This window comes from Pseudomonas sp. TWI929, from assembly GCF_039673335.1.
In the GTDB taxonomy this organism is placed as follows: Bacteria; Pseudomonadota; Gammaproteobacteria; order Pseudomonadales; family Pseudomonadaceae; genus Aquipseudomonas.
Genome location: NZ_JBDJLK010000019.1, coordinates 1 through 25,320 on the forward strand (window position 1 = coordinate 1; position 25,320 = coordinate 25,320).

A 25,320-nucleotide genomic window follows, 5' to 3' on the forward strand; every position below is an offset into this window, starting at 1 on the left:
CCCCCCTTCTTCTCTCCCTCTCTCCCCCCTTCCGCCCCCCCCCCCCCCCCCCACCCCCCCCCCCCCCCCCCCGCTCCCACAGGGGTTTAGCATTACCTTCACGCTATACCTTGGCCAGGTAATCGATAAACAGGCGAAACAGCTCAGCGTTGGTGGAAATTTCCAGCCGCTGGTAGATGTTGTGCTTGTGCACCTTCACCGTCCCATCCGAGATACTCAGCTGCCGCGCAATCGACGCATTGCTGTGCCCCTGCAACAGCAGCTTGGCAATGTAGCGCTGGGTCTCGGTCAGTTGCCCTTGCAGGATCTCGACAAAGGCATCCTCCAGCACCACCCCCTCTGGCGCAGCGCGCAGGCAATCGGAATAGCGCAAGCGGCAATGCTGGCCGAATACCGCGGCCAGCAACGGCGCCATGCCCGCCAACAGGTCCATTTCCGCCGCACTGAAATCACCACTGCTGTGGTTGCGCATCAGCGAGTAGACCATCGCCAGCTGGGGTCGCAAGGGGATGATGAAGCCCACCTCCTCCACTGCCGTGCCGTAATCGGACGACACACAAGGGTGGATGTCCTTGGAAATGGCAAACCCTGAAGCGAAGAAGCAGTCAGGCGCCAGTTCGCTCATGCGCCACACGCCGGCCGGGTGCTCGTTGACGCAGGCCACGTAAAACGGGTCGAGCAGGTAACCACCGCGCACATAGGCATTCAAGGTGCGCTCGCTGACCGTGTGGTTGTAGCCGTTATGCACCAGCAGTGCCGGCTGGTTGAACTGGAACAGGTACGCACAACTCATGTCGAACGCCAGCTTGCTGCGCAGCAACGCATCCAGCGCCGGCCCCAGCTGTTCGCTGCCGACCGCCTCGATCAGCGCCGCCAGCCTGTTCGCCTCATCTCTTGTCATTGTTCATCACGCTCTCATGCACCGAAGGCCTGCACGACCTTACCGCCTTGGCCGGCAAAAAGCACAAGATCCGGGGCGCCCTGGGCGCTCCGGATCATGTGCATGACGCTTTTTGCTCAGGACGGCTCGGCGGCCACCTTGAAGGCACCGGCAGCGTCGTCCTGGCGCCCCATTTCCTGCGCCTTGGGCACCGCCAGCCAACTGGCCAGCAACATGGCGATCAGCCCACCGCTGAGCTTGCCGATCATCAACGGCAGGATCAGCGAGGGCTGGAAGTTGGCCGAGAAGGCCATGTGGTCGCCAAAGGTGAAGGCCGCGCACACCGAGAAGGCGATCACCAGCACCTTGTCCTTGGGCGGCATTTCGCTGACCAGGCGGAACATGGCGAGGATGTTGGCCGAGGCTGCCAGCACCCCGGCCGCACCCACACCAGACATACCGAAGCGCGAGGCCACCCGCTCGATCGGCCGCGCCAGGAAGCGCTTGAGCAGGTGCACCATGGGGAACGCACCGCACAGCATCAGGCCGATGTAGCCGGCAATTTCCAGGGCGCGGAACTGGTCATCGGCATCGGCGATGATCGGCGCGAAGCCCCAGCCGCCGAACAGGTGGCTGAACAGGCCAGTGAAGTACTGCACGATCGACGCCACCAACACCAGTACCACGGCGATGTACATGAACTGGCCGAGCTTGAGGAACAGGTACACCATCAGCGTCGGGAAGTAGCGCAATGCCGCTGCCAGGGCGATGCAGAACAGGATCAACGGCATCAGGTTGCGCAGCAGCATCGCCCAGGTGAAGTGCAGTGCCTGGGTGGCAGCGCCGGTGGTGGCGATTTCGGGGCGCACATCCAGGCCCAACCCCTGCATGGTCATGGCAATGATCATGATGCTCAGTGGAATGGTCAGCAGCCCGGCCATGATGCCCAGGGCCATGTACTTGTGGTCGACCTTGCGCAGCATGGCCAGCCCGACCGGGATGACGAAGATGATCGTGGCGCCGCACTGGAAACCGGTGATCAGGCCAAGGATCCAGCCCTCGGGGCTTTGCGCCAGGGCCTTGGCCAGCTGGTAGCCGCCCATGTCCGAGGCAATGAAGATCGGGCCGGCGATGCCTGGGTCGGCGCCGATGGCCTGGAACAGCGGCGCGATGACCTGGCTGATGCCGGCGGAAATGTACGGGATCGCCGCCATGATGCCGGCTACCGGGATGAAGATGGGGCCGATGCTATGCAGGCCGGCGATGAATTCCTGGCCCAGCTCGCCCTCGGGGTTGTAGATGGATGCCACGGCACCCAGTACCGCGCACACCATGATGACGTAGATGACATAGGTACCGATGCTTTCCATTTGCCGCCTCATTTTTAGAGTTGTTGGGTTGGCAGGACTGAAAGGTCACGGGGCATCGTTGTTGTTATGGCTTGAGCATGGCGTGCCCCGTCGAGGGGTTAAGCTATGCGGCGGGTGCGGGGCTGTCCATATACCGGGAGGTATATGTGGTTGTTAGCCTGACTCAGATCCTGTGGGAGCGGGCATGCCCGCGAAGAAGGCGACGCGGCACATGGCACCGGCTGCGCCGGTGTTCGCGGCGGTTCGACGCCTCGACACGCCCGCTCCCACAGGGTCTGTGTTGTGCTCAGGAAAGGGGTTGAGTGCGCCGGCGATAGGCCAGCAACAGGAACACAAACCACAACGGCATCACGCACAGCGCCAGCCGGGTATCTGGTTGCAGCGCCAGCAGCACCAGCACGAAACCAAGAAAGCCCAGGGTGGTTACCGCCGTCACCACCCCGCCCGGCAGCTTGAACTGCGAGGCCTGGTGCGCGGCCGGGTTGCGCTTGCGGTAGGCAAGGTACGCGGCCAGGATCATCGACCAGGTGAAGATCACCAGAATCGCCGAAACCGTCGAGATCAACGTGAACACCGTCATCACCTCGGGAATGATGAACAACAGGCTCAAGCCGATCAGCATGCACACCCCGGAGAACAGCAGGCTGTACAGCGGCACGCTCAGGCTCGACAGCCTGGCAAAAATGCCCGGAGCGTTGCGCCGTTCGGCCAGGCCGAACAACATCCGGCAGCCGGAATACACCCCACTGTTGGCCGACGACGCCGCCGAAGTCAGCACCACGAAGTTGATCATGCCCGCCGCCGCCGGGAAGCCGGCCAGCAGGAACAGCTCGACAAAGGGGCTGCGGTTGGCCGGTACCTCGGCCCAAGACACCACGCTGATGATGCACACCAGCGCCAGGATGTAGAACAACAGGATGCGCAGCGGGATGGTGTTGATCGCCTTGGGCAGCGAACGGTGCGGGTTCTTCGCCTCGGCCGCCGTGGTGCCGATCAGTTCGGTACCGGCAAACGAGAACACGGCAATCTGGAACCCGGCAAAGAAGCCGCTGATGCCATGCGGCAATACCGCCCCGGGTGCGACCACGTTTGACAGCGAGGCGACTACACCATTGGGCGAGGTATAGGACGTGGCAATCATCACGGCAGCGGTGATGATCAGCAGGACGATGGCCACGATCTTGATGATGCCGAACCAGAACTCCACCTCACCAAAAATCCGCACCGCCAGCATGTTCAGCCCCAGCAGTACGAACAAGGTGAAGAACGCCGGCATCCAGGCCGGTACATCGGCGTACCAGTACTGAAAGAACCCGGCCACCACGACCACATCACCGACCACCGCCACGCTCCAGCTCAGCCAGTACGACCAGCTCAGCACGAAGCCGGCTCGCGGGCCCAGGTAATGGGCGACGATGTCGGCGAACGACTTGAAACGCAGGTCGGACAACAGCAGCTCGCCCATGGCGCGCATGACGAAAAACACGAAGAAGCCAAGGATGGCGTAAACCAGCAGGATCGAGGTGCCGGACAGCGCGATCACCTTGCCCGAGCCCATGAACAGGCCGGTGCCGATGGCGCCACCAATGGATATCAGCTGGATATGGCGGTTTTCCAGCGTACGTTGCAGGTGCCCGTCACGGGCGGGCTCTGCGGGTTTGCTTTGCTCAAGGCTTGCGGGCATGTCTTGCATGGGCGACCTCTTGTTATTGTTGGTCTGCTAGTCGTACTGCGCCGTGGCCAGCCGGCCACGGCCTGGCGCGCCAGTCAGCGCGCGTTTTCGAAACCTTGCAGGGTGTTCACCGCGTTGATGCCGATTTCGTCGACCATGTAGCCGCCTTCCATCACGAACAGGGTCGGGATACCGGCGCTGGCGATCTCGCTGCCCATGCGCAGGAAGTCTTCACTGGTGAGCTTGAAGTGGCTGATCGGGTCGTCCTCGAAGGTGTCGACGCCGAGCGACACCACAAGGAACTCGGGCCGCTGCGCGACAATGCGTTTGAGCGCGTCCTGCAGGGCCAGCTGGTACTGCGCCCACCGCGTGCCCTTGCCCAGCGGGTAGTTGGCGGTGAAGCCCTCGCCCGCCCCCGCGCCCTGCTCATGGGCGTAGCCGGAAAAATACGGGTAGGACACGTGCGGGTCGCCATGCAGCGAGGCGAAGAACACATCGGGCCGATCGTAGAAGATGTTCTGCGTACCGTTGCCGTGGTGGAAGTCCACGTCCAGCACGGCCACGCGTTTGGCGCCCTGGCTCAGGCAGCGTTCGGCGGCAATGGCGGCGTTGTTCAGGTAGCAATAGCCGCCCATGTATTCGCGGGCGGCATGGTGCCCCGGCGGGCGGCACAGGGCGAAGGCACTGTCGGCGCCATCGATGATGCGCTGCATACCGGTCAGGGCGACGTTGGCACTGCTGCGCACAGCCTCCCAGGTACCAGCGGTGATCGGTGCACCGGCGTCCATGGCATAGAAGCCCAGCTTGCCATCGATGAAGCCGGGCTCACGGTCGATGGCCAGGTCACGTACCGGCCACACCAGTGGCAGCGCGTCGTGGGTCTTGCCGGTAGCTGCCCACTCCGACCAGGCGTTTTCCAGGAAGCTCACATAGCGCTCGCTGTGCGCCGCCACGTAGCAGGCACGGTCGAAGGCCTGCTCTGAAATCACATCACCCAGGCCGGTACTCTGTACCCGGGCCAGCACGGTATCGGCGCGCCGGGGGTTTTCGAACGAGGGCGTAATCGCGCCGTCCTTGAGTTCCGAGCCATGGTGCAAGCGGTGGTTGTTGCTAAAGACTGTCAGCACGCGAATGTCCTTTTTCAAGGGGTTACTGGATAACCAATTTTCGCGAGAGAGCGGTGAAAATGCTTTGCTTTATGCTCAGGCAAACCGGATGCTTGAGCAAAACATTCACAGGCATGGCCACCTATGAGCAAAGCTTTTGCTATCGAAGAGCTGGACGACACCGACCGTGAGCTGCTGCGCCTGCTGCAGGACGACGGCACCCTGTCGAGCGCGGCGCTGGGCGAACGCCTGTCGATGACCGTGACGCCCTGCTGGCGGCGGCGCAAACGGCTGGAAGAGCTGGGCATCATCAAGGACTACCAGGCCAACCTCGACCGCCGCAAGCTGGGCTACGACGTGATGGCGTTTGCCCAGGTGCGCTTCGGCAACCACTCGGCCGAGGCGCCGGATGAGTTCGAGCAGGTGATCCTCAAGCTGCCGCAGGTGCTGTCGTGCCACAAGGTGACCGGGGAGGCCGACTATGTGCTGACGGTGCTGGCGACGGACCTGGAGAGTTATGGGCGGTTTGTGGAAGAGGTGTTGCGCCGGCAGCCGGGGATTGCCTCGATCCAGTCGAGCCTGGCGTTGCGCGAGGTGAAGGCGGTTTCGCGGGTACCGGTAACTTGAAAACCTTACACAATCTGCTTTTGCTTTTTTGTGGGAGCGGCCTTGTGTCGCGAAAGGGCTGCAAAGCAGCCCCAGGATTTCAGCGTTGTCGCTAAGATTGCTGGGGCCGCTCTGCGGCCCTTTCGCGACACAAGGCCGCTCCCACAAAAAAGCAAAAGCAGACCGTGCATAGTTTGAGGCCAGCCTACCCCGGCAAGCTATAGCGCTCGGCAAAGTACTGCCGGAAAAAATCCACCGTCACCCGCACCTTGGCCGAGCTGGCCAACGGCGAGGTGTACACCGCCCAGATATCCGCCGGCTGGTGATAGTCCTCCAGCACCTGCACCAGCCGCCCGTCCTGCAGGCTGTCGTGCACGTCCCACCACGAACGCAGCAAGATCCCGCGCCCGTCCAGGCACCACTGGTGCGCCACTTCACCATGGTTGGTCGACAAGCCACCGGTCACCCGCACGCTTTCTTCACCCTCCGGGCCCATCAGCTGCCACACACCAAACGGGTGGTCACGCTCCTTGATCACCAGGCAATCATGGCTGGCCAGGTCGCCCAGCACCTTGGGCGTGCCGCGCCGGGCCAGGTAGGCCGGCGCAGCGCATAGCACCCGGCGGTTGCGCGCCAGTGGCTTGGCGATCAGGTTGGGGGCAATGGCGTTGCCCACGCGGATGTCCAGGTCGACACCCTCGGCAATCAGGTCTACCAAGCGGTCGTGCACGTCCAGGCGAATGTCCAGCCGTGGGTAACGCTCGGCCAGTTCCGACAGGGCCGGTGCCACAAAGCGCCGGCCCAGGCCCAGGCTGCTGGCGATACGCAGCTGCCCGGCCGGCTCGCGGTGCTGGGCGCTGATGTCATCGCCCATGCGCTGCACCGCATCGAAAATCTGCAACGCCCACTGGTATACCCGCTCGCCCTCCTCGCTCACCGTCACCCGCCGGGTGGTGCGGTGCAGCAGGCGCACCTCCAGGGTTTGCTCAAGCATGCGAATGCGCTTGCTGATGTACGCCGCCGACATGCCCAGCTCGTCGGCCACGGCCGCGAAGCTGGCGCGCTTGGCCACCTGCAGGAAGATGTTGAGGTCGTCGAGGCTGGGCAGATTATTCACGTAGCGTGTTCCAAGAATCCATGAATGGCCAGATTATCTCCGGACAAAGCCCTTATAGCATGGCCAGCACCTGTTCCCTAGACAACGAGTGCCCCCCCATGAGCAAGACTTTCAGAATCGCGGCAATCCCCGGCGATGGCATCGGCAACGAAGTACTGCCAGAAGGCATTCGCGTGGTCGAAGCCGCGGCGCGCAAGCACGGCCTGGACATCAGCTTCGAGTTCTTCGAGTGGGCCAGCTGCGATTACTACCTGGCCCACGGCAAGATGATGCCGGACGACTGGTTCGAGCAGCTCAAGGGCTTCGACGCCCTGTACTTCGGTGCCGTAGGCTGGCCAGACAAAGTGCCGGACCACATCTCCCTGTGGGGTTCGCTGCTCAAGTTCCGCCGTGACTTCGACCAGTACGTGAACATCCGCCCAGTGCGCCTGTTCCCTGGCGTGCCTTGCCCGCTGGCTGGCCGTGAGCCAGGCGACATCGACTTCGTGGTCATCCGCGAGAACACCGAGGGCGAATACTCGTCGCTGGGTGGGCGCATGTTCGAAGGCACCGAAAACGAGTTCGTGCTGCAGGAGTCGGTATTCACCCGCCGTGGCGTCGACCGCATCCTCAAGTACGCCTTCGACGTGGCCCAGACCCGCGAACGCAAGCACGTCACCTCGGCCACCAAGTCCAACGGCATGGCCGTGAGCATGCCGTACTGGGACGAGCGTACCGCGGCAATGGCTGCCAATTATCCAGAAATCAGCTGGGACAAGCAGCACATCGATATCCTCTGCGCGCGCTTCGTGCTGCAGCCGGACCGCTTCGACGTGGTGGTGGCCTCGAACCTGTTCGGCGACATCCTCTCCGACCTCGGCCCGGCCTGCGCCGGCACCATCGGCATCGCGCCGTCGGCCAACCTCAACCCCGAGCGCAAGTTCCCATCGCTGTTCGAACCGGTGCACGGCTCGGCGCCGGACATCTACGGCAAGAACATCGCCAACCCGATCGCGATGATCTGGTCGGGTGCACTGATGCTCGACTTCCTCGGCAACGACGGCGCCGACCCACGCTACCGCGCCGCCCACGACGACATCCTCAAGGCCATCGAGCAGGTCATCGCCGCCGGTGACGTGACCCGCGACATGGGTGGGCAGAAGTCCACCCAACAAGTGGGCCAGGCCATCACCGCGCTGGTCGAAGCCTGATGCACAGGGGCCGATTGTCAGAACTGTCTGACAATCGGCCCCTTGCCTCTTGCGAGCCTCGTGGATTGTATGCAAAATCTGTTAACCGTTAGATATTTGTTAATCAACAGTTAACAACCCAAGGAAGGAGTGGTACTGCAACACCCCGGATGCCTGCCGGGTATAACAAGTACGCCAACGTCCCAGGAGACGATGATGTCGCACAAGAATAAAAAGATTGATGTGTTCCTGATTACCGTGAGCCTGATTGCCGTACTGCTCACCGTGATCGGCCTTGCAGCCTTCCCCACCCAGGCTGAAAGCGCCGCCAACCAGCTGTTCGAACTGTCCACCCGCACCTTCGGTACCAGCGTGCAGGTGCTGGTGTTCGCCAGTACCCTGGCCGTGCTGTACCTGGCCTTCAGCAAATACGGCAATATCCGCCTGGGCAGTGGCAAGCCGGAATACGCCACCGCCACCTGGGTGTTCATGTTCATCTGCGCCGGCATGGGTTCGTCGACCCTGTACTGGGGCGTGATGGAATGGGCCTACTACTACCAGACCCCAGGCCTGAACATCGCCGCCGCCACCCCCAAGGCGCTGGAATACAGCGTTGGCTACTCGTTCTTCCACTGGGGTATCAGCGCCTGGTCGATCTACGCCCTGGCCTCGCTGGCCATGGCCTACCACTTCCATGTGCGCAAGAAGAGCGGCCTTAACCTGGCCTCGATCGTCGAAGCGGTGACCGGCTTCAAGGCCACCGGCCCGGTAGGCCGTAGTGTCGACCTGATCTTCCTGCTGACCATGATGGGCGCGCTGACCGTGTCGCTGGCCCTGACCGCTTCCACCCTGACCCGTGGCCTGCATGACCTGACCGGCACCCCGGACACGTTCACCGTGCAACTGATGGTGATCGGCGGCGTGGCCGTAATGTTCTCGCTCAGCTCGTACATCGGCATCGATGGCGGCCTGCAGCGCCTGAGCAAGATGGTGTGCATCGGCGCCCTGGTATTTGCCGCAGTCGTCCTGCTGGTAGGCCCGACCCAGTTCACCATCAACAACACGGCCAACTCGATTGGCCTGATGATCCAGAACTACGTGCACATGAGCCTGTTCACCGACCCGGCCGGCGACGGTGCCTTCACCCGCAACTGGACGGTGTTCTACTGGCTGTGGTGGGTATCTTACGCACCAGGCGTGGCCATGTTCGTAACCCGCGTTTCGCGCGGTCGGCAGATCAAGGAAGTGGTGCTGGCCCTGCTGCTGGGTGGCAGTTTCGGTTGCTGGTTCTTCTTTGGCGCGCTGGAAAGCTACAGCATGCACCAGTTCATCACCGGCGCCGTGGACGTACCGAAGATGCTCGCCGAACAAGGCGGTGAATCGGCCGTTACCCACCTGCTGCTGGCGTTGCCATGGGGCCAGCTGTTCCTCGGCGTGTACCTGTTCATCATGGCCATCTTCTGTGCCTCGCACATGGATGCCGCGGCCTACGCGGTGGCAGCCACCAGCACTCGCAACCTGCGTGAAGGCGACGACCCGACGCCAACCCACCGCCTGTTCTGGTGCGTGGTGCTGACCCTGGTGCCGCTGGCCATGCTGTTTGCCAAGGCCTCGCTGTCGACCATGAAGACTGCCGTGGTGCTGACCGCGATCCCGTTCATGGTGATTCTGCTGGTGAAGATCTACGGCTTCTTCAAGTGGATGATCGCTGACTACGGCCAGGTATCGGCCCACCTCATCGATGAAGAAGCAGCGCGCATGGCTGGCGAAGAGCCCGTCGAGCACGCCCCGCGCAGCGCCGCTGCGTTGCATTGAGCAATCTGTAGGAGCGGGCTTGCCCGCGATGGGGCTGCAAAGCAGCCCCTTTGATGGCGACAAATTTTTTTGCCTGATCTGTTAACTGACAGATACGCGTTAACCAACAACTATAAACCGAGCTTGTGAGAAACCCGTCATGAACGACTTCAAACGCCTGCCCGCCGATTTCTGCGCGAATGCCGACGAGGCCTTCACCATCCCCGCCAACTTCTACACCCAGGCCTCGGTGTTCGAACATGAGAAAGAAGCCATCTTCGCCCGCAGCTGGATCTGCGTGGGCCACCGCAGCGAAGTGGCAGACAACAACGCCTACATCACCCGCGAAGTGATTGGCGAAAGCATCATTGTCGTGCGCGGCCGTGACAGCGTGCTGCGCGCCTTCTACAACGTCTGCCCGCACCGTGGCCACCAGCTGCTCAGCGGCAGCGGCAAGGCCAAGAACGTCATCACCTGCCCATACCACGCCTGGACCTTCAAGCTCGACGGCGAACTGGCCCACGCCCGCAACTGCGACAACGTGGTCAACTTCGACAAGGAAAACTCCACCCTGGTGCAGCTGCGCGTAGAGGAATACGCCGGTTTCATCTTCATCAACATGGACATGGACGCCGGCTCCGTCGAAGACCAGCTGCCAGGCCTGCAAGCACGCATGCGTGAAGCCTGCGCGGTAATCGACGACCTGCACCTGGCGGCGCGCTTCGTCAGCGACACCCCGGCCAACTGGAAGTCGATCGTCGACAACTACCTGGAGTGCTACCACTGCGCCCCTGCCCACCCAGGCTTCTCCGACTCGGTGGACGTTGGCCAGTACAGCCACAGCATGCACGGCAACTGGACCCTGCAATACGGCCTGGCCAAGCCTTCGGAGCAGTCGTTCAAGTTCGATGAAAGCGTGAAAGACCCGTCGTTCGCCGGCTTCTGGGCCTGGCCGTGCACCATGTTCAACGTGCCGCCAGGGGCCAACTTCATGACCGTGATCTACGAGTTCCCGGTCGATGCCGAAACCACCCTGCAGCACTACGACATCTACTTCCTCAACAAGGACATCACCGAGGAACAGCAGAAGCTGATCGACTGGTACCGCGAAGTGTTCCGCCCAGAAGACCTGCGCCTGGTCGAAAGCGTGCAGAAGGGCCTGAAGTCGCGTGGCTACCGTGGCCAGGGCCGGATCATGGCCGACCGTGAGCGCAGCGGCATGAGCGAGCACGGCATTGCCCACTTCCACAACCTGATCGCCGTGGCCCACCTCGACGATTGATGGCAACCGCTCCACGTTTATTTGCACGTAAAGGTGCGCGGCAGGGCCTGCCGTGCACCCAGGCAGTCGAGGTGACCCATGGCCAACACTTATGAAATGTTCAGCGTACACGTAACCGACGTGGAACAAGCCACGCCGCTGATCAAGCGCTTTACCCTGGCCCGCGAAGACGGCGCGGCGATGCCCGCCTTCACCGGTGGCAGCCACGTCATCGTGCAGATGCAAGGCGCCGACGGCAGCCAGTTCAGCAACGCCTACTCGTTGATGAGCGACCCGCGCGACACCCGCAGCTACCAGATTGGCGTGCGCCTGGAAGAACAGTCCAAGGGCGGCTCGGCATTCATGCACCAGCAGGTGGAAGTTGGCACACGCCTGACCATTTCCTCGCCCAACAACCTGTTTGCCCTGGACCCTTCGGCCGGCCGCCATGTGCTGATTGCCGGCGGTATCGGCATTACCCCGTTCCTGGCGCAACTGCATGAGCTGGAAAGTGGCAACGCCGACTACGAACTGCACTATGCCTTCCGTGCGCCGGAGCACGGGGCGTTCCAGGACCAGCTGGCCAGCGGCCCGCACGCTGCAAATACCCGTTTCTACATCGACAGCCTCGACCGCAAGCTCGACCTCGCCGCGCTGTGCGCGGGGCTGGATGAGCAAGCCCACCTGTACGTGTGCGGCCCCAAGCCGCTGATCGACGCAGTGATCGCCTGCGCCGCCCAGGCCGGCATTGCCGAGCACCGCGTGCACTGGGAACAGTTTGCTGCCACCCCGGTCACCGGCAGTGCCTTTACCGTGGTATTGGCGCAGTCGGGCGTTGAACTACAGGTGGAAGAAGGCATGACCATTCTGCAGGCCATCGAGAAATCCAAGGCTGCCAAGGTCGAGTGCCTGTGCCGCGAAGGCGTGTGCGGTACCTGCGAAACGGCCATCCTCGAAGGTGAAGCCGAGCATTATGACCAGTACCTGAGTGATGAAGAAAAGGCGGCGCAGCAGAGCATCATGCTGTGCGTCTCGCGTGCCCGTACTGCCCGACTGGTGCTGGACCTTTAACCGATCCTCCAGGTTGCCACGGCCGCTCCCACAAGGGCGACCGTGAATATCTGGAAGTTAGTTAACAGCCGTCAACCAAAAGTTGACAGCTTGGGTATACTGGCAGGCTCTTGGCCCAGATCAGGACACCTGCCGATGTTGGAAAACAGCTTCGCCTTCCGTCTCAAGGAACTGCTCGAGCATCACAAGCTGACCCTGCAAGCCGTGGGCACGGCCTTGGGTATTTCGCGCACTGCGGTGCACAAATGGACCCGCGGCGGCGAGATCGACTACGACAACCTGCGCAAGCTGGCCGACTTTCTCAAGGTCAACTGGATCTGGCTGCGCTACGGCGACGAGGCCCTGCAGAACATCCAGCAACCGCAGGTGGTCGAATTGCCGATGACCGACCTGCGTCGGCGCCTGACCGCCGAGATCATGGAAAGCGAAACGCGCATGAAACTGGCCCAGGAAGGTGCGCGTATCGTTACCTGGGAGTGGAACCTGATCAGCGACGAAGTCACCTACTCGCCCAACGTCGAGCAGGTGTATGGCTGGCCGGTGCACCGCAACGAAGATTTCTGGAAGCATCTGCCGGCAGAAGATGTCGCGCGGATGCAGGCGATGTATGCCGAGACGGTGAAAAGCGGCACCAGTTGCGAGTGTGACTTCCGCCTCACCCGCCCTGACGGCACGCTGTGCTGGATTTCCTCCCGCGCCACAGTGGTACGCGACAGTGCCGGGCGCTCGGTGAAGATGGTCGGCATCAGCATGGACAACACCGAACGGCAGGTGGCGCAGCAGGCGCTGAGGCAAAGCGAAGAGCGCTTTCGAGCGATTTTCGAGCTGGCCTGGGGCGCCCTCGCCTACATCGACCCGAACGGCACCTGGCAACGGGTCAACAGCAGCCTGTGCGAAATGCTTGGCTACCGTGCTGAAGAGCTCTACGCCATGACCTTCCAGCACATCACCCACCCCGACGACCTGCCGCTGAACCTCCAGCTGCTGCAACGCATGCTGGCCGGTGAAACCGAGCGTTACGAGGTGGAAAAGCGTGTGCGCCACAAGAATGGCGAGTACATCTGGGTGCGCGCGCGCACCTCGCTGCAACGCCACGACAATGGTGAGCCGGAGCACCTGATCAGCGTGTTCGAAGACATCAGCGCCGAGCGCCAGGAGCATGAGCGGCTACAGGCGCACATTGCCGCCCTCGAGGCCCGCCTGGCCGCTTCATGACATGGCTACCGGCCCCAATTGCTTAACAGTGTTCACCACCACGCAGCCAGTCGATAAACCGCGCAAACAACTCCGACTGCGAGTTGATCTCCAGCTTCAGGTACAAATTCTTCCTGTGCATGCGCACCGTCTCCGGCGAGATACCCAGCTCCAGCGCAGTGGACTTCACCGAGTGCCCACGCAGAATCATGTGCGCCACCTCCCGCTCACGGTCGGTCAGCACCTGGCAGCCGAAGCTGTCGAACGCCGCCTGCAGGCTGCCCCGCTCGGCTGAAACAGTGCCCGGCTCCAGGTTATGCCGGGCATAGCGCCCGAGCAGTTCGCGCACCATCGGCTCCAACGCACGCAACAGGTCCACTTGCCCAACGCTCAGGGGCGTGCCGCTACAGCCCTGGAACAGGCTCAGCGACAGCTTGCGCCCGGCACTGAGGTCAACGATGTAGTAACTGTCCTCACTGCAACCGGTGCCCAGGTAATAGGCCTTGTAATAGTCGCTGTCGAAGAAGTTGTCGGGGGCGATTTCCTGCAAGTGGTAGAAGCCCTCGGCCAGGCCACTTTGCACCGCCAGGCAAAATGGGTCGAGCAAGTAACCTGCGCTGAAGTAGCGCTCTAGCACGGCAGCGCGGTGCAGCTCGGGGATGCCTTGCTGGTACAACAGCTGCGGCGCCCGCCCCTGGCACTCCAGGCTGATCATCATCGACTCCACCTGCACCAGCTGGCCGATGGCAGCGGCCACATGCTCCAGCGCCTCGGGCGTTTCACTGTGCGCCAGCGCGCGCTGCAGCGCCGCGTGCCATTGCTGCAGTGCGCCCATGGTGAGGGTAAGTGGGGTGTCGGGAGAGGCCTGGGTCATGCCCGGCAGTCTAGCCTGCCAGGCACGCCCGCGCACAGCCCTTTGCGCCAGGTTCATCGGCCCTGATACAGGCCTAGCGCGGTAAGCTCGCGCGCAGTTTCGATGATGCACTGACGCAAGGTCTCGACGATCTCGTCCACCTGCGCATGGGTGACGATCAATGGCGGCGACATCACGTTCAGGTGCATGATCGGGCGTACCAGCAGCCCCTTGGCCTGGGCCTTGCTATGGATGCGCTCACCAATGTTCACCTCATCGGCAAACAACGCCTTGCTGGCCTTGTCAGCGACGAACTCGACGCAGGCCATCAGCTTCATGCAGCGCACATCGCCCACCAGCGGTAGCTCGCGCAGGCTTTGCAGGCGTTGTTCCAGGTAACCGCCAACGTCCTTGACGTGATCGAGCAAGTGCTCACGCTCGATGATCTCGATGTTCTTCAGGGCCGCCGTGCAGCACACCGGGTGGCCACTGTAGGTGAAGCCGTGGGTGAAGCAGCGGCCTTTGCCCGGCTCGGCGATTACCTGCCAGATACGTTCGGAGAAGATGCACGCGCCCAGCGGCAGGTAGGCCGAAGTCAGGCCCTTGGCGGTGGTGATGATGTCGGGTGTGACGCCAAACAGTTCCTCACTGGCGAAGAAGGTGCCCAGGCGCCCGAACGAGGTCACCACTTCGTCGGCGACGAACAGGATGTCGTAGGTCTGGCACAGTTGCCACATGCGCAGGAAGTAGCCCTTGGGCGGAATGATCACCCCGCCCGAACCCATGATCGGCTCGGCGAAGAACGCCGCCACGTTGTCGGCACCCAGCGAGAGGATCTTGTCCTCGAACTCGGCCACCAGGTAGTCGAGGAACTCGGCCTCATCCATGTCGTCCGGGGCGCGGTACGGGTTGGGGTTGGAGACGTGGTGGATCAGGTCGTGGTGGTAATCGAACTCTGGCACCCGGTCGGCGGCCTTGTTGCCAATCGACATGGTCAGGGTGGTGGAGCCGTGATAGGCGTTGTAGCGGGCGATGATGTGCTTCTTGTGCGGCTTGCCACGGCAGTTCTGGTAGTACTGGATCAGCCGGTAGGCGGTATCGACCGCAGTCGAACCACCGGTGGTGAGGAACACATGGTCAAGGTCGCCCGGCGCCAGCTGCGCAAGCTTCTGGCACAGCTCGATGGCCACGCCGTTGGCCATGTCGGAGAACGGGTTGGAATAGGCCAGCTGGCGCACCTGGTCGGCGATGGCCAGGGCCATTTCCTCGCGGCCCAGGCCGATGTTGGTGCACCACATGCCGCCGACGGCATCGAGGAAGCGGTTGCCGTGGGTGTCGCGGATGTAGGCGCCCTCGCCAGCGACGATGTTCAGCGCACCTTGCTCGCGGTGCTCGTCGAACACATGGTAGCCGTGCATGTAGTGGGCCTTGTCGGCTTCCACCAGCGGGTCGTGGGCAATGGCGAATGCTTTGCTTGGGGTAGCCATGGGCAGCTCCTTGGCGGGAATCGTTGGGCAGTGTTCAGAAACCGGTCTTGACCGTGCTCCAGACGCGGGTAATGGCGCGCATGTCCTTCGGGCTTTGGGTTTTTTGCGCGAACAGGCGCTCACGGGTTGGCGCATCGGGGTAGATGGCCGGGTCCTGGCGGATCTCGTCGCGCACCAGCGCGGTGGCGGCGGCATTGCTGTTGGCGTAGTGGATGTAGTCGGTGACCTTGGCCATGGTCTGCGGCTGCAGCAGGAACTCGATGAAGCGGTGGGCGTTGGCCGCGTGCGGCGCATCCTTGGGGATGTACAGGTTGTCGAACCAGATCAGCGAACCTTCCTGGGGGATGAAGAACGACAGCTTGATGTCTTTCTTCGCCTCTATCGCGCGGGCCTGGGCGGTGGCGTAGTCACCAGACCAGGTCAGTGCCAGGCAGACATCGCCATTGGGCAGGCTGGTGAGGTAGTTGACCGAGTCGAACTTGCGAATGTACGGGCGAATGCCCAGCAGCAGTTGCTCGGCTGCCTTGAGGTCGGCCGGCGAGGCACTGCGCGGGTCCTTGCCCAGGTACTGCAGCGCCAGCGGGATGACTTCGGTGGGCGCGTCCATCAAGGTGACGCCGCAGTCGGCGAAGCGCGAAACGATCTTGGGGTCGAACAGCATGGCCAGCGAACCGATCGGCGCATCGGGCATGCGTGCGGTGATCTTGTCGACGTTGTAGGTCACCCCCGAGCTGCCCCAGGTGTAGGGCGCCGAGTATTTCAGGCCGGGGTCGTAGCCTTGCAGGTTGTTCACCACCTGCTGGTCGAGGTTATGCCAGCTGGGCAGTTGCTGCTTGTCCAGCGGCTGGAAGACCCCGGCGCTGATCAGCGGTGGCACCAGCGATGCGTTGAGCATGACCAGGTCGTAGCCGGAGCGGCCGGTGAGCAGCTTGGTCTGCACCGTTTCGTAGCCGTCGAAGGTGTCGTAGATAACCTTGATGCCGGTGGCCTTTTCGAAGTCGGCCAGGGTGGTTTCACCGATGTAGTCGGTCCAGTTGTACAACCGCAACGTGTTACTGCTGTCCACCTCTGCCGCCTGGGCCAGGCTGACGCCTGACACCAGCAGCAGACCACCGATCACCTTCAGTACCTTGCGCATGGCAACTCCATCGTGTGAATGCTCCGGATCGAGCCGATGGGGTCACTATCGAGGGATTTGCCGAGGGCGGACATACCCCGAATGTGTGGGTGGTCGTTTTCTGGCAGGTAGACCTCGATAGCCTGCCGAATCCTTGGGGCTGCTTTGCAGCCCATCGCGACGCAAGGCCGCTCCTACAGGGTGCGCGAGATCCTGTAGGAGCGGCCTTGTGTCGCGATAGGGCCGCAACGCGGCCCCAGTGGTTCAAGCAGGAACTGGAGGAAGTGGATACAGCGCCTCATCGAACTGCGCCAGGCGCGGGAACACCAATGGCTGGTCGTCCGAGAGCTGCTCCAGGCGCTGCCGGTACTGATTCAGGAAGCCCTGCCGCGCCTCATCGCTGATATACGGCACATGCCAGGCCACGAACGGCGGCAGCACGTCAAAGCCGACATAGGCCAGCGTGCCACGCAAGATCGGCCGCAACATGTCCTCCAGCGGCCCGTGTATGGCGCCGTCGCCAAACATGTGCTCGCGCCCGCCCAGGGTCACGGTCACCAGCGCTTTCTTGCCGGCCAAGCCGCCCTGGTCGTAGAAGCGCTTGCCGCCGTAGCACACCCCCGATACCAGCACCCGGTCGATCCAGCCCTTGAGCATCGCCGGTGCCGAGAACCAGAAGATCGGGAAGTTCAGCACCAGCAGGTCGGCCCACAGCAGCTTGTCCAGCTCCTGCTGGATATCCGCGGCAATGGCGCCGCGCTTGACCCCTTGGCGCTGCTCCAGCGCATACACCAGGTACTCGGGGTTCTCGCGCTGGGTAAAGTCATCAGCACTGGCCACGGGGTTCCAGCCCATGGCGTACAGGTCGCTGACCTGCACCTGGTGGCCCTGGGCGTGGAAGGTTTCCACAGCCTGGTCACGCAGGGCAGCGGTGAACGATTGCGGCTCGGGGTGAGCATGGACGATCAGTACATTCACAAAGTTTCTCCTCACACAAAACTGGTTGTCTTGCCGCTGTGGCTCAGCACTGCACCGCTTTGACTTCGACAAACTCCGCCAGGCCCTCTTCGCCCCACTCGCGGCCATTGCCCGACTGCTTGTAGCCTCCAAACGGCGCCTGGTAGTTGAACCCGCCACCGTTGATGAAGCACTGCCCGGCGCGGATCTGCCGCGCCAGGGCCAGGCCCTGCTCACGGCTGCCGGCCCACACCGCACTGGACAAGCCGAATGGCGAGTCGTTGGCCAGGGCCAGCGCCTGGGCTTCGTCAGCATAAGGAATCAGGCAGAGTACCGGGCCGAAGACTTCCTCCTGGGCGATGCGCATGCGGTTGTCGACGTCGGCGAACAACGTCGGTGCCACGTAGAACCCGCGCTCGAAGCCGCCATTATCACCACCGCACAACAACCGCGCGCCCTCCTCCTGGCCCAGGCGAACATAGTCGAGCACCGTGCGCCGCTGACCTGCCGAGCACATCGGCCCGAGGAAACTGGCCGGGTCGCGCGGGTCGCCCATGACCAGCGCGCGGGTTTCGGCCTCGGCAATTTCCAGAGCCTCGGCGTAGCGGCTGGCCGGCAGCAGCATGCGGGTCAGCGCCGTGCAGGTCTGCCCCGAGTTGATCATCACGTCCTGCACACCATGGCGCACGGCCGCATGCAGGTCGGCATCGGCGGTGATCAGCAACGGTGATTTGCCGCCCAACTCCAGGCACACGCGCTTCACCGTCGGCGCAGCCGCCTGCGCCACCCGTACCCCGGCGCCGGTGGAGCCGGTGAACGACACCATGTCCACCTGCGGGTGCCGGGCCAGCGCCTCGCCGACCTTGGCCCCCGGGCCGCTGACCAGGTTGAACACCCCGGCAGGCAGGCCGATAGCGTCGATCATCTCGGCCAGCAAGAACGCATGCAGCGGTGTTTCCTGGCTGGGCTTGACCACCACTGTGCAACCGGCGGCCAAGGCCGGCGCCAGCTTGCCAATCATCTGGTGCAGCGGGTAGTTCCAAGGGTTGATGAACGCGCACACGCCAACGGCCTCGCGGTACACCAGCGAGTTGCCGACTTCACGTACCTCGTCCATCAGCCCGGCCAGTTCGGCGTATTGCTCCAGCCCGGCAATCGGGCCCTCGACCTGCACCGCCTGGCACCACTGCACCGGCATGCCCAGCTCGTCGGTGATCACCGACGCCATTTCCGCTGCACGGCTTTTCAGCTGTGCTGCCAGCGCCGTTATGTACCCGGCACGCACACTGGACGACATGCGCGACCAGCCGTCGAAGGCCCGTCGTGCAGCCAGCACCGCCCGCTCGACATCGGCCTCGTCACCCAGCGGCACGCGGCCGGTGGCCTGTTCGCTGGCCGGGTCGATCACCTCGGCCATGCCCTGCCCGCTCGGTACCTGCCAGGCACCGTCGATATACAGCCGCGCATACTCACGCATGGCCGTACTCCCGCTTCAGTTCGTCGGCACAGCGGGCGATGCGCTGGCAGGCATCGACCAGCGCCTCATTACCCAGGACCAGGCCCAGGCGGATATGCCCGGCAGCGCTGGGGCCGAACGCCTCGCCGGCGAGCACCGACACGCCCTGGCTGTCCAACAGGTAGTTGGCGAAGGTATGGGCATCAACGCCAGTCTCACGGATATCGACCATCACGAACATCCCACCATCGGGCGTCAGCGCCTTGAGCCCAGGGCAGCCAGCCAATTGCTCACAAACCCGGTCGCGGCGCTGACGATAGGCATCACGCATCGCTTCCAGCTCAGGCAGTTGCTGCTCCAGCGCCACCACAGCGGCATCCTGGATAAAGTCCGGCAAGCCATACAGCATGCACAGGGCAAGGTTCTCCAGGTGCGCCGCCAGTTCAGCCGAGCCGACCACCCAGCCCACTCGCCAACCGGTCATGGCATGCGACTTGGACAGGCTGTTCAGTGTGGCGGTGCGCTCGGCCATGCCCGGCAGGCTGGCGGGGCTGACATGTTCGCCTTCATACAACAGCTCGCTGTACACCTCGTCAGAAATCAGCCACAGGTCATGGGCAATGCACAGCTCGGCCAACGCTTCCCAGGTAGTGCGCGGCAAGCTCGCCCCCGAGGGGTTGTGTGGGCTGTTAAGGGCCAGCGCGCGGGTGCGTGGGGTTATGCGTTCGGCAACGTCGCGCGGGCATACCCGAAAACCGTTCTCCGGCTTGACCGGCACCGGCACCACCTTGGCACCACAGGCGCCGAACACCGCTTCGTAGGTCACATACATCGGTTCGGCAACGATCACCTCGTCGCCTGGGTCGAGCACGCACTGGGCCACGCAGAACAGCGCACACTGCGCCCCTGCCAGCACCGTCACCTGGTCGGCACTCACCGCCTGCCCGCTGCGAAGCCGGTGCCGGTTGGCGATGGCTTGGCGCAGTGCCTGCTTGCCGCGCACATCGGCATAATGGGTGTGGCCGGCCTGCAGGCTGTCGATGGCCGCCTCCACGATCGGCGCGGGGGTGTCGAAATCCGGGTCACCCACCGACAGCAGCAGGATGTCCTTGCCCTCGGCCTGCATTGCCAAGGCGCGGTAGTGGATGTCCCAGGCGGCAGCCCCGTCGCCGGCGATGCGTTGGGTGAGCTTGGCGTAGCGCATGGCAATCTCCCTTCAATGGCGTTTTCAGTCGACGAGAATCTTCGGGTTGGCACTGCCCCACACGGTGTACAAATCGGCGAGCAGCGCGTCGTTGATTTCTTCCATCTCGGCCTGGGTGATTTCAGCCCCGGCCTGCTTGCCGAACAGCACCACTTCGTTGCCACCCTTCACGTCCGGGAAGTCGGTGACATCGACCATCAGCGTGTTCATCGAAACCTTGCCCACCACCGGCACGCGATGGCCGTTGATCAGCACATGGCCCTTGTTGGTGAAGACCCGGCGGTAGCCGTCGGAGTAGCCGACGGTGATGTTGGCCAGGCGCGAATCACGGGCCAGGGTGAAGGTGCGGTCGTAGCCGACGGTGTTGCCGGCCGGGTAGCTGTGCACCGCCGCCACGTGCGACTTGAACTGCATGGCACGTTTGTATTCGGTGCGCGCCGGCACGGTGTCACCGAACAGCGCGCCACCGGTACGCACCATGTCCAGGCGCGCTTCCGGCACCTCCAGCGTAGCGAACGAGTTGGCTGCGTGCAGGGTGAGCTTGCTGCGGTCAAGCTTGGCGTGCTTGATCAGCCAGTCGGCCTGCTCATTGAACGCCGCCAGGCCCTTGCGCACATCATCCTTGTCTTCCACGGCGAAGTGGGTCATCAGCGCGACCAGCTTGAGGTGCTTCTGGTCGGTGATCTGCAGCGCTTCGCCACGGCCGGACCAAGTGCTCATCTCCACACCGTTGCGGCTCATGCCGCTGGAGTTGAGCGCCATGTGGATGCGCAGGGTCTTGCCGTGGCGCGCGGCGATGGCGTCGACCTGGCGGGCGAACTCGGCGCTGCCGACCAGTTCTTCCATGTCGTATTGCAGGGCATCTTCCAGTTCGCTGAGGCTGGCCAGGCGTACCCGCACCAGTTGCCCGGTAAAGCCGCTGGCGCGAACCACGCGGGCCTCTTCGTTGCTGGCCACCGCCACGCAGGGCACGCCCTGGGCAATGATCGATGGCATCACCAGGCCAATGCCATGGCCGTAGGCGTCGGCCTTGAGTACGGCGCACAGTTTGGACTTGCCACCCAGCTCTGCCTGCAGGGTGCGGATGTTGTGTTGCAGGGCGCTGGCGCTGACTTCGACCCAGGCGTTGCTGTTCTGCACGGTCAGGGCGTTGGTGCCGTTGTCCATCGACAGCGGTGGTGCAGCGTACAGCGGGGCCTGGCCAGTGATCAGCAAGGCCAGCGATGCGGCCAGAAGGGTACGGCGAAATGGCATGTTGGTTTCTCTTGTTATTGTCGTTGTGCGCGGCTTAGCAGACGCAGGTGTGTTTGAGTTCGATAAAGGTCACGCCGGGTGTGGCGAAACCGCTGGCCAGGTCGGCCTGCAACGCGTCCAGGTCACGCGGCTGGCGCACCGCGCAACCGAAAGCGCGGGCCAGGCCGATGAAGTCTGGGTTGCGTGGCAGCACGCCGACCGGCTCGATGTTCAGGCCAAGCATGTCGTCGCGGATCTGGCCCAGGGCATCGTTGTTCCACAACAGCACCACCAGCGGCCGGTCCAGTTCCTCGACTGCCGTGGCCAGTTCCTGGGCGGTGTAGAGGAAGCCGCCATCGCCGACCAGCACCAGGCCTGGGCGATGGTGGGTGGCGAGCATGCCGCCGATGCCGGCCGGCAGGCCGTAGCCGAGGGTGCCATAGCCAGTGGGGTGCAGCCAGCTGCGCGGCGCCCGGCTGGCAAATGCGTAATTGCCGGTGTAGGCCAGTTGGGTCATGTCGCTGCTGATGAAGGCGTCGTCGGGCAGCACGCCAGCAATGCGGTCCAGAATTGCCTGGTGGGTGGCCTGCAACGGTGCATGGCCATTGCGGATGGCCTGGCGCAGGTTGGCCACCGCTTCGCTGGCCTGGGCCGGGTCACGGTTGAGCTCTGGCAGGTGTTCGAGCAAGCCGGCCAGGGTTTGCCGGGCATCGCCGTGCAGGGCAATGGCACAGGGGTAGAAGTCGTTGAACTTGCGCGGGTCGATGTCCACGCGCAGCAGCTCGCCATTGAGCGGCAGGCGCTCGCGCCAGTAGTCGGTGTCGGCCATTTCGGTGCCTATCGCCAGCACTACGTCGGCTTGGCTGATCAGTTGCCAGCCCGGCTCAACGCACAAACTGGAACCGGCATTGAGTGGCGCATCCGCTGGCAGCAAGCCCTTGCCGGCCACGCTGGTGAACAGCGGCGCCGCCAGCCGGGTGCTCAGCTGCTGCAACTGCTCGGCCGCATGCAGCGCACCACCACCGGCAATGATCATCGGCCGCTTGGCGGTGGCCAGCTTCAGGGCTGCCTGGTCGAGGGTTTCGCGGCACGGCTGGCCACGGCCGGGGCGGCGTACCACCTCATCGCTCCAGTCCCGGCTTACCGGCGCAGCCAACACGTCCAGCGGCACCGAAATATGCACCGGCCGTGGCCGTTCGCTATCGAACACTGCCCAGGCCCGGGCGATCAGCTCGGGCAGGTCTTCGCCGCGCAGGGCCACGGCGGAGAACGCCGTGATCGGCGCAGTCATGGCGCGCTGGTCCTGGGTTTCGTGCAGGCAGCCCCAACCCTTGCCCAAGCTGGCGGTGTGGTTGACGCTGGAAATCACCAGCATCGGGATAGAGTCGGCATAAGCCTGGCCGATGGCGGTGGCAGCGTTGGTCACGCCCGGGCCGGTAATGACGAAGCACACACCAGGCTTGCCACTGACCCGGGCGTAGCCGTCGGCCATGAAGCCGGCACCTTGCTCGTGGCGGGTCAGGACGTGGCGGATGCCGCTGCCCGGCAGGCCACGGTACAGTTCCAGGGTGTGTACCCCTGGGATGCCGAACACCGTTTCCACGCCGTAGTTGGCCAGCAGGCGCACCAGCGCCTGGCCGGCGGTCAGGGTAAGGTCATTCATGTCGTTCTCCTTGCGCCTGGCCGAGGCGGATCAGCGCGTCGACCGCAGTGGTGCCGTGGGCACCCACCATCAATGGGTTCACATCCAGCTCCAGCAATTGCCCCGCGTTTTCGCAGGCGTAGTCGGCTACCGAGCGGATGGCCGCAACCAACGCGTCAAGGTCGGCGACCGGGCGGCCACGGAAGCCCTGCAGCAGGCTGGCACTGCGCAGGCTGAGCAGCGCGGCACGAATGGCACTCTCTGTGGTGGGTAGCAACAGGCTGACGCTGTCCTTGAGCAGCTCGACCAGCACACCACCGGTACCGATCACCAGGGCCAGGGCGAAATCGTGCTCGCGCTTGATGCCGACGATAAGTTCAGCCAGCGGCGGCTCGGCCATCGGTTCAAGCAGCACCTGGTCGAACGCTACCTGCGGGGCGTAGGCGGCGATGCGTTGACGCATCTGCAGCAGTGCAGCCTCAAGGGCAGCGGCGTCACGCAGGTTCAACGCCACGGCACCGGCCTCGCTCTTGTGCGGCAGCTGCGCGCTGACCGCCTTGAGTACCAGCGGGTAGCCGACGCGTGCGGCGTCTGCCACGGCGCGCTCGGGTGTGCTCAGTAGCCCGGCCGGAACCGGCAGGCCAAAGGCGCGCAAGGCTTGCTTGGACTGCCATTCGTCCAGCAGCCGGCCTTCGCCCGTGAGGGCCTGTGGGCACAGCGGTACCCGTGCGGCCTCGCCCTGCTCCAGCAGCCGCTGGCGGTTGCGCTGGTAGGCAACGATGCGGCCCCAGGCCGCCAGGCCATCCTCGACGCCCTGCAGGGCACCGATGCCACGCGCATGCAGGCGTTCGCGCGCGCAGGCGGGCAACAGCTCCGGGAATGCCGAGGTGACAAAGCCGATCTTGCCGTGGCGCTCCAGTGCATCGCAGAACAGCGCCAGCAGCAGGTCGCATTCCTTGCGTTCACCGGTGAACGCCGCCGGGTAGTCCAGCACCAGCATGGCCGCGTCGGCGGCGCCGTTCAGGGTACTGTCGAGCATGCGTTGCAGGGCGGCTTCATCACCCCAGATAGCGGTGGTGAAATCCAGCGGGTTGACCAGGTTGGCGTAGGCCGGCAGCACTTCGGCCAGTGCCGCCACCTGCCCTTGCGCAAGCTTCGGCAGGTGCAGCTGGTTACGCTCGGCATAGTCGGCGATCAGGCCGGCATCGCCGCCTGAGCAGGCCAACGCGATCAGCTCGCCGTCTGCCGGCAATCGCCCGCAAGCGGCGGCTTTAAGGGTTTCGACAAAGCTCACCGGGCCGCTGACGCGGATTACGCCCAGGCGCTGGAACAGGCTGTCGTACAAGGCATCGGAGCCGGACAACGAGCTGGTATGGCTAAGCGCCAGTTCGGCACCGATCTGCGACACACCGGTTTTGAGGGCAATGATCGGCGTGCCCTGCTGCAGTGCCTTGTAGGCGGCGCGGGCAAAGCCCGGGACATTCTTCAGGCCTTCCAGGTGCAGGCCGATGGCGGTCACCCGTGGGTCGTCGAGCAGCACGTCCATCAACTCGGCCACGCCCAATTGCGCCTGGTTGCCGACCGAGGCCATGTAGGCCACCGGCAGCGAGCGGTCGCTCATGGACAGGTTGTAGGCGAAGTTGCCGCTCTGAGTAAGGATCGCCACCCCCTTCTCCACCGGCTTGCCGCCATGGGCCACCGGCCACAGGGCAGCGCCGTGCAGGTAGTCGAGCAGGCCGTAGCAGTTGGGGCCGAGCAAGGCCATGTTGCCGGCGGCGGCAAGCAGGCGCTGCTGCAGCTGGCGGCCTTCCTCGCCGCTTTCGGCAAAGCCCGAGGCATAGCAAATGGCGCCACCGGCGCCGCGCGCGGCCAGCTCGGCAACGCACTGCAAGGTCAGCTCGCGGTTGGTGGCGATGAACACCGCGTCCGGGGCGTAAGGCAAGTCGGCCACCCGTGCCACGCAGGGGATGCCTTCAAGGCTTTGGTGCTGCGGGTTGACCAGCCACAGCTCGCCGCCAAAGCCACCTTCGGCACAGCGCTTGAGCGCCCGCGCCATGCTGCGCCCGCCAACGAAGGCCAGGTGCCGGGGCGCCAGCAGGCGCTTGAGGTTGTCACGAATCGAATGCGACAT

The 25,320-nt window shown here is 63.8% G+C and carries 20 protein-coding genes; 6 read left to right on the plus strand and 14 right to left on the minus strand.

Going from position 1 to position 25,320, the window contains the following annotated elements; translation table 11 throughout:
• Positions 1-103 precede the first annotated feature (103 nt).
• The 4 genes from ABE456_RS10730 to ABE456_RS10745 all read right to left on the minus strand — a co-directional run bounded on the left by ABE456_RS10730 (position 104) and on the right by ABE456_RS10745 (position 5,049).
• Positions 104-901 (minus strand): helix-turn-helix transcriptional regulator, encoded by a 798-nt coding sequence (locus tag ABE456_RS10730; RefSeq protein WP_346643879.1) that lies wholly within the window; start codon positions 899-901, stop codon positions 104-106.
• Between the two features lie 116 nt (positions 902-1,017).
• Positions 1,018-2,250, minus strand: coding sequence for an ethanolamine utilization protein EutH (gene eutH, locus ABE456_RS10735; RefSeq protein ID WP_346643880.1), 1,233 nt, complete (start codon positions 2,248-2,250; stop codon positions 1,018-1,020).
• Between the two features lie 286 nt (positions 2,251-2,536).
• Positions 2,537-3,943 carry an amino acid permease gene (locus tag ABE456_RS10740; protein ID WP_346643881.1) on the minus strand — a complete coding sequence of 469 codons (1,407 nt, stop codon included), beginning with the start codon at positions 3,941-3,943 and terminating at the stop codon, positions 2,537-2,539.
• A gap of 74 nt (positions 3,944-4,017) precedes the next feature.
• Positions 4,018-5,049, minus strand: a complete 1,032-nt coding sequence (locus ABE456_RS10745) for a histone deacetylase family protein (protein WP_346643882.1) — start codon at positions 5,047-5,049, stop codon at positions 4,018-4,020.
• A 123-nt stretch (positions 5,050-5,172) separates the two neighbouring features.
• Here ABE456_RS10745 and ABE456_RS10750 point away from each other — a divergent pair, with 123 nt between their 5' ends.
• On the plus strand, positions 5,173-5,655 hold the full coding sequence (locus tag ABE456_RS10750; protein ID WP_346643883.1) for an Lrp/AsnC family transcriptional regulator: 483 nt from the start codon (positions 5,173-5,175) through the stop codon (positions 5,653-5,655).
• Between the two features lie 184 nt (positions 5,656-5,839).
• On the opposite strand, the gene ABE456_RS10755 is transcribed toward ABE456_RS10750, so the two are convergent.
• On the minus strand, positions 5,840-6,751 hold the full coding sequence (locus ABE456_RS10755) for a LysR substrate-binding domain-containing protein (protein ID WP_346643884.1): 912 nt from the start codon (positions 6,749-6,751) through the stop codon (positions 5,840-5,842).
• 98 nt (positions 6,752-6,849) lie between these two features.
• Between ABE456_RS10755 and ABE456_RS10760 the strand changes: the two genes are divergently transcribed.
• From ABE456_RS10760 to ABE456_RS10780, 5 genes are all read left to right on the plus strand, one after another.
• Entirely contained in the window at positions 6,850-7,941 is a 1,092-nt protein-coding gene (locus ABE456_RS10760; protein WP_346643885.1) for a tartrate dehydrogenase, read from the plus strand.
• Between the two features lie 195 nt (positions 7,942-8,136).
• Entirely contained in the window at positions 8,137-9,735 is a 1,599-nt protein-coding gene (locus tag ABE456_RS10765; RefSeq protein ID WP_346643886.1) for a BCCT family transporter, read from the plus strand.
• 139 nt (positions 9,736-9,874) lie between these two features.
• Positions 9,875-10,996 carry a ring-hydroxylating oxygenase subunit alpha gene (locus tag ABE456_RS10770; RefSeq protein ID WP_346643887.1) on the plus strand — a complete coding sequence of 374 codons (1,122 nt, stop codon included), beginning with the start codon at positions 9,875-9,877 and terminating at the stop codon, positions 10,994-10,996.
• A 78-nt stretch (positions 10,997-11,074) separates the two neighbouring features.
• Positions 11,075-12,046, plus strand: coding sequence for a PDR/VanB family oxidoreductase (locus tag ABE456_RS10775; protein WP_346643888.1), 972 nt, complete (start codon positions 11,075-11,077; stop codon positions 12,044-12,046).
• 135 nt (positions 12,047-12,181) lie between these two features.
• The gene (locus ABE456_RS10780; protein ID WP_346643889.1) at positions 12,182-13,261 is read left to right on the plus strand and encodes a PAS domain-containing protein; all 1,080 of its coding nucleotides are present in this window, start codon (positions 12,182-12,184) and stop codon (positions 13,259-13,261) included.
• A 22-nt stretch (positions 13,262-13,283) separates the two neighbouring features.
• Here the strand turns inward: ABE456_RS10780 and ABE456_RS10785 are convergent, their stop codons facing one another.
• The 9 genes from ABE456_RS10785 to ABE456_RS10825 form a co-directional block, all read right to left on the minus strand.
• Positions 13,284-14,114, minus strand: coding sequence for a helix-turn-helix transcriptional regulator (locus ABE456_RS10785; RefSeq protein WP_346643890.1), 831 nt, complete (start codon positions 14,112-14,114; stop codon positions 13,284-13,286).
• Positions 14,115-14,167: 53 nt separating this feature from the next.
• Entirely contained in the window at positions 14,168-15,580 is a 1,413-nt protein-coding gene (locus ABE456_RS10790; protein WP_346643891.1) for an aminotransferase, read from the minus strand.
• A 34-nt stretch (positions 15,581-15,614) separates the two neighbouring features.
• Positions 15,615-16,718 carry a polyamine ABC transporter substrate-binding protein gene (locus tag ABE456_RS10795; RefSeq protein ID WP_346643892.1) on the minus strand — a complete coding sequence of 368 codons (1,104 nt, stop codon included), beginning with the start codon at positions 16,716-16,718 and terminating at the stop codon, positions 15,615-15,617.
• 243 nt (positions 16,719-16,961) lie between these two features.
• Positions 16,962-17,675, minus strand: coding sequence for an NAD(P)H-dependent oxidoreductase (locus ABE456_RS10800; RefSeq protein ID WP_346643893.1), 714 nt, complete (start codon positions 17,673-17,675; stop codon positions 16,962-16,964).
• 43 nt (positions 17,676-17,718) lie between these two features.
• Positions 17,719-19,131 (minus strand): aldehyde dehydrogenase family protein, encoded by a 1,413-nt coding sequence (locus tag ABE456_RS10805; RefSeq protein WP_346643894.1) that lies wholly within the window; start codon positions 19,129-19,131, stop codon positions 17,719-17,721.
• The gene (locus tag ABE456_RS10810; protein WP_346643895.1) at positions 19,124-20,314 is read right to left on the minus strand and encodes an aminotransferase class I/II-fold pyridoxal phosphate-dependent enzyme; all 1,191 of its coding nucleotides are present in this window, start codon (positions 20,312-20,314) and stop codon (positions 19,124-19,126) included. Before ABE456_RS10810 ends, ABE456_RS10805 begins: the two co-directional genes overlap by 8 nt.
• Positions 20,315-20,338: 24 nt before the next feature.
• Positions 20,339-21,568 carry an alanine racemase gene (gene alr, locus ABE456_RS10815; protein ID WP_346643896.1) on the minus strand — a complete coding sequence of 410 codons (1,230 nt, stop codon included), beginning with the start codon at positions 21,566-21,568 and terminating at the stop codon, positions 20,339-20,341.
• A gap of 34 nt (positions 21,569-21,602) precedes the next feature.
• Positions 21,603-23,210 carry a 5-guanidino-2-oxopentanoate decarboxylase gene (locus ABE456_RS10820; RefSeq protein WP_346643897.1) on the minus strand — a complete coding sequence of 536 codons (1,608 nt, stop codon included), beginning with the start codon at positions 23,208-23,210 and terminating at the stop codon, positions 21,603-21,605.
• Positions 23,203-25,320 (minus strand): acetate--CoA ligase family protein, encoded by a 2,118-nt coding sequence (locus ABE456_RS10825; RefSeq protein ID WP_346643898.1) that lies wholly within the window; start codon positions 25,318-25,320, stop codon positions 23,203-23,205. The genes ABE456_RS10820 and ABE456_RS10825 overlap by 8 nt, the downstream gene beginning before the upstream one ends.

Excerpts from the sequence above, each read along its gene's own strand:
- ABE456_RS10730 (WP_346643879.1), bottom strand. The coding sequence starts at position 901 with ATGACAAGAGATGAGGCGAACAGGCTGGCGGCGCTGATCGAGGCGGTC.
- eutH (WP_346643880.1), bottom strand. The coding sequence starts at position 2,250 with ATGGAAAGCATCGGTACCTATGTCATCTACGTCATCATGGTGTGCGCG.
- ABE456_RS10740 (WP_346643881.1), bottom strand. The coding sequence starts at position 3,943 with ATGCAAGACATGCCCGCAAGCCTTGAGCAAAGCAAACCCGCAGAGCCC.
- ABE456_RS10750 (WP_346643883.1), top strand. The coding sequence starts at position 5,173 with ATGAGCAAAGCTTTTGCTATCGAAGAGCTGGACGACACCGACCGTGAG.
- ABE456_RS10760 (WP_346643885.1), top strand. The coding sequence starts at position 6,850 with ATGAGCAAGACTTTCAGAATCGCGGCAATCCCCGGCGATGGCATCGGC.
- ABE456_RS10765 (WP_346643886.1), top strand. The coding sequence starts at position 8,137 with ATGTCGCACAAGAATAAAAAGATTGATGTGTTCCTGATTACCGTGAGC.
- ABE456_RS10770 (WP_346643887.1), top strand. The coding sequence starts at position 9,875 with ATGAACGACTTCAAACGCCTGCCCGCCGATTTCTGCGCGAATGCCGAC.
- ABE456_RS10775 (WP_346643888.1), top strand. The coding sequence starts at position 11,075 with ATGGCCAACACTTATGAAATGTTCAGCGTACACGTAACCGACGTGGAA.
- ABE456_RS10780 (WP_346643889.1), top strand. The coding sequence starts at position 12,182 with ATGTTGGAAAACAGCTTCGCCTTCCGTCTCAAGGAACTGCTCGAGCAT.
- ABE456_RS10785 (WP_346643890.1), bottom strand. The coding sequence starts at position 14,114 with ATGACCCAGGCCTCTCCCGACACCCCACTTACCCTCACCATGGGCGCA.
- ABE456_RS10790 (WP_346643891.1), bottom strand. The coding sequence starts at position 15,580 with ATGGCTACCCCAAGCAAAGCATTCGCCATTGCCCACGACCCGCTGGTG.
- ABE456_RS10795 (WP_346643892.1), bottom strand. The coding sequence starts at position 16,718 with ATGCGCAAGGTACTGAAGGTGATCGGTGGTCTGCTGCTGGTGTCAGGC.
- ABE456_RS10805 (WP_346643894.1), bottom strand. The coding sequence starts at position 19,131 with ATGCGTGAGTATGCGCGGCTGTATATCGACGGTGCCTGGCAGGTACCG.
- ABE456_RS10810 (WP_346643895.1), bottom strand. The coding sequence starts at position 20,314 with ATGCGCTACGCCAAGCTCACCCAACGCATCGCCGGCGACGGGGCTGCC.
- alr (WP_346643896.1), bottom strand. The coding sequence starts at position 21,568 with ATGCCATTTCGCCGTACCCTTCTGGCCGCATCGCTGGCCTTGCTGATC.
- ABE456_RS10820 (WP_346643897.1), bottom strand. The coding sequence starts at position 23,210 with ATGAATGACCTTACCCTGACCGCCGGCCAGGCGCTGGTGCGCCTGCTG.
- ABE456_RS10825 (WP_346643898.1), bottom strand. The coding sequence starts at position 25,320 with ATGTCGCATTCGATTCGTGACAACCTCAAGCGCCTGCTGGCGCCCCGG.